Annotated in this window: 4 protein-coding genes; all 4 read left to right on the top strand. The window is 54.4% G+C overall.

The features are described 5' to 3' along the window. Positions 1–269: 269 nt before the first annotated feature. From frmR to fghA, 4 genes are read left to right on the top strand one after another with little or no spacing between them, the layout of a single operon-like run. Positions 270–545, top strand: coding sequence for a formaldehyde-responsive transcriptional repressor FrmR (gene frmR, locus ABF824_RS16115; RefSeq protein WP_025829448.1), 276 nt, complete (start codon positions 270–272; stop codon positions 543–545). Positions 546–586: 41 nt separating this feature from the next. Then, complete coding sequence (locus tag ABF824_RS16120) at positions 587–1,696, top strand: S-(hydroxymethyl)glutathione dehydrogenase/class III alcohol dehydrogenase (protein ID WP_003618980.1); 1,110 nt, start codon at positions 587–589, stop codon at positions 1,694–1,696. Between the two features lie 59 nt (positions 1,697–1,755). Continuing rightward, on the top strand, positions 1,756–2,157 hold the full coding sequence (locus ABF824_RS16125; protein WP_003618982.1) for a VOC family protein: 402 nt from the start codon (positions 1,756–1,758) through the stop codon (positions 2,155–2,157). A gap of 24 nt (positions 2,158–2,181) precedes the next feature. After that, positions 2,182–3,009 carry an S-formylglutathione hydrolase gene (fghA, locus tag ABF824_RS16130; protein WP_075624153.1) on the top strand — a complete coding sequence of 276 codons (828 nt, stop codon included), beginning with the start codon at positions 2,182–2,184 and terminating at the stop codon, positions 3,007–3,009. The last annotated feature ends 140 nt before the right edge of the window (positions 3,010–3,149 follow it).

Below are 3,149 nucleotides of genomic sequence, written 5' to 3' on the forward strand. Positions count from 1 at the left end.
CATCTCGGTCGTTTGGACCACAAGATTATTTGTCAAATAGCGGACATCAGCGCTTCAAAGCCTCGTTGTAGAGCTTGTCTGGATTTCACTGATTACACCTATTGAATGATTCCAAGACACAGGCAGTCCCCCAATGGACGTTACGGTGAAAATTTCGGCGATACGGACTTTTGATCGGATCATATGACAAGCACATCCTTATATCCTTGTCATACTGCCCCATAGTATGAAAGGATACTCAAGGGCAGTATATTCGGAGTAAACGTTTCGTGCCGCACACACCAGCTGAGAAAAAGCGCGTTCTGACCCGCGTGCGCCGTATTCGCGGGCAACTTGATGCGCTGGAACAGGCTCTGGAGAAGGGAACTGATTGCGGTCCGGTGCTGCAACAGGTGGCGGCTATCCGGGGAGCGATCAACGGATTAATGGCCGGTGTCCTCGAAAGCCATCTGCGGGAAGAATTTGTTGAGTGTGCCGGTGATCGTGATGCTGCCAGTGGTTCGATCGAGAATGTGGTGTCACTCGTTCGATCCTATCTCCGGTAATGCCCTCGATGCTGGCTGATAGGTTATTTGGAGAAAAAATCATGAAATCACGGGCCGCAGTTGCTTTCGAGGCGGGTAAGCCCCTTGAGATTGTCGAGATCGATGTAGCGCCTCCTCGTGCTGGTGAGGTGCTCGTGCAGATCACGCATACGGGTGTGTGCCACACTGATGCGTTTACCCTGTCAGGGGATGATCCCGAGGGACTGTTCCCAGCCGTTTTGGGTCACGAAGGCGCGGGAATTGTCATCGAGGTCGGAGAAGGCGTAACCAGCGTTGCCCCCGGCGACCATGTCATTCCGCTTTACACGGCGGAATGCGGTGAATGTCTGTTCTGTAAGTCGGGAAAAACCAATCTCTGCATTTCAGTGCGCGCCACACAGGGTAAAGGTGTGATGCCGGATGGCACGACACGCTTCTCCTACAAAGGTCAGCCGATCCATCATTACATGGGGTGTTCGACGTTCAGCGAATACACGGTTGTCGCCGAGGTTTCTCTGGCAAAAATCAATCCCGCATCCAATCCAGGGCATGTCTGTCTGTTGGGATGTGGCGTCACCACAGGGATTGGTGCGGTACACAACACGGCCAAGGTGCAGCCGGGAGATACGGTTGCCGTCTTCGGTCTGGGCGGGATCGGTCTGGCGGTCATTCAGGGAGCGCGACAGGCAAAGGCTGGCCGGATTTTCGCTATTGATACCAACCCGGAAAAGTTTGAACTTGCCAAAGCATTCGGCGCCACGGAATTCCTCAACCCCAAGGATTATGACAAACCGATTCAGCAGGTTCTTGTGGAAATGACCGGCTGGGGTATTGATCATACATTTGAATGTATCGGAAACGTCAACGTCATGCGCGCGGCGTTAGAAGCCGCGCATCGTGGGTGGGGGCAGTCGATCGTCATCGGGGTGGCAGGGGCCGGTCAGGAAATTTCGACCCGTCCCTTCCAGCTTGTGACGGGGCGTTCGTGGCGCGGCTCGGCTTTCGGTGGGGTCAAGGGACGCAGCCAGCTTCCCGGCATGGTCGAAGATGCCATGCGTGGCGATATCGAACTTGCGCCTTTCGTAACCCACACCATGCCGCTCGAAGACATCAATACGGCCTTCGATCTGATGCATGAAGGAAAATCCATCCGTTCCGTCATTCATTTCTAAGGTCTGCGTCTCACCGCGCAACATCATTTCCAATGGTTGGAAATTACAGGAGAACGATCATGGCAGTTATTTCCGGTGACGGTGTTTTCTCTCACGTTTTTCTTGGGGCAGTGGATACTGCGGTATCCGCGAAATTCTATGACGCCGCGCTTGCGGCTCTGGGCATAAAAAACCTGGGGCCGTTCGGGCATGGGTGGATTCTGTATGGCCGCGAAAAGCCAGCCTTCATCATTGCACGTCCAGGCAACGGTGAAGCGCCCTCAAGCAACGGTGTCACCATCGGTTTTGCAGCAGCGACACCCGCCGAAGTGGAGGCTTTTCATGCCGCAGGTCTTGCCAATGGGGGAACCGATGAAGGCGCACCCGGCCCGCGAAGCCACTTACCGGGCGCTTACGCTGCCTATCTCCGGGATCCGGCAGGGAACAAGATCTGCAGTTATACCTTCACGGACGGTAACTGACATGCGCAAAAGGCAGTGAGAGCCATGGAACGCAAGGAAACACACGCCTCTTTTGGGGGGGTGCAGGAAGTCTGGCGACACAAGTCCGTGTCGTTGGGTGTGGAATCAAACTTCGCGATCTACCTGCCGCCGCAGGCAAAAACTGAAAAGGTTCCCGTTCTTTACTGGCTCTCCGGTCTGACATGTACGGAGCAGAATTTCATTGGCAAGGCTGGCGCGCAACGCGTGGCCGCAGAACTGGGCATCGCCATTGTCGCGTCGGATACCAGTCCACGGGGCGTGGGTGTGGCTGATGACGATGCGTACGATCTTGGACAGGGTGCCGGATTTTACCTCAATGCGACGCAGGAGCCGTGGGCTGCGCATTATCGGATGTATGATTACGTCGTCACGGAACTTCCTGCGCTGATTGAGGCGAGCTTTCCGGTTACGCAGCAGCGAGGCATTGCGGGACATTCGATGGGTGGATTTGGCGCCATCATGATCGCGCTGCGTAATCCTGGCCGCTATCGTTCTGTGTCAGCCTTTTCACCCATTGTGGCGCCAACGCAGGTACCATGGGGTGAAAAAGCATTCAGTGCTTATCTGGGTCCGGATCGTGCCAGTTGGGCAGCCTATGACCCGCTTGAACTTGTGCGGACAGCGAAGGAAAGACTGCCTGTTCTGATAGATCAGGGTCTGGCGGACCAGTTTCTGAAAGAACAGCTCAGACCAGAACTGTTCCAGGAAGCCGCACAGAATGCAGGGCAGGAACTCATCCTGAATCTTCGTCCTGATTACGATCACAGTTATTATTTTATAGCCAGTTTCATTGCAGATCATCTCAGACATTTCGTGAGTAAACTAGGATGAACAGATTGTCAGATTTTTTGGATCCGCGCTTTTCTGGCTTCGGGTGGAGACGAAATCTGTTAGGGGCGTCTTGGAAACTGTGGAATTAACTGGCGGCTTTCTGCATCTTTTGTCCGGAAGCAGACATTCCGTTTGCCCCC

Source organism: Acetobacter sp. (genome assembly GCF_047721705.1).
GTDB lineage: Bacteria > Pseudomonadota > Alphaproteobacteria > Acetobacterales > Acetobacteraceae > Acetobacter.

Bases quoted from the DNA above. Each gene is read 5' to 3' on its own strand.
- fghA (WP_075624153.1), top strand. From the start codon at position 2,182: ATGGAACGCAAGGAAACACACGCCTCTTTTGGGGGGGTGCAGGAAGTC.
- ABF824_RS16125 (WP_003618982.1), top strand. From the start codon at position 1,756: ATGGCAGTTATTTCCGGTGACGGTGTTTTCTCTCACGTTTTTCTTGGG.
- ABF824_RS16120 (WP_003618980.1), top strand. From the start codon at position 587: ATGAAATCACGGGCCGCAGTTGCTTTCGAGGCGGGTAAGCCCCTTGAG.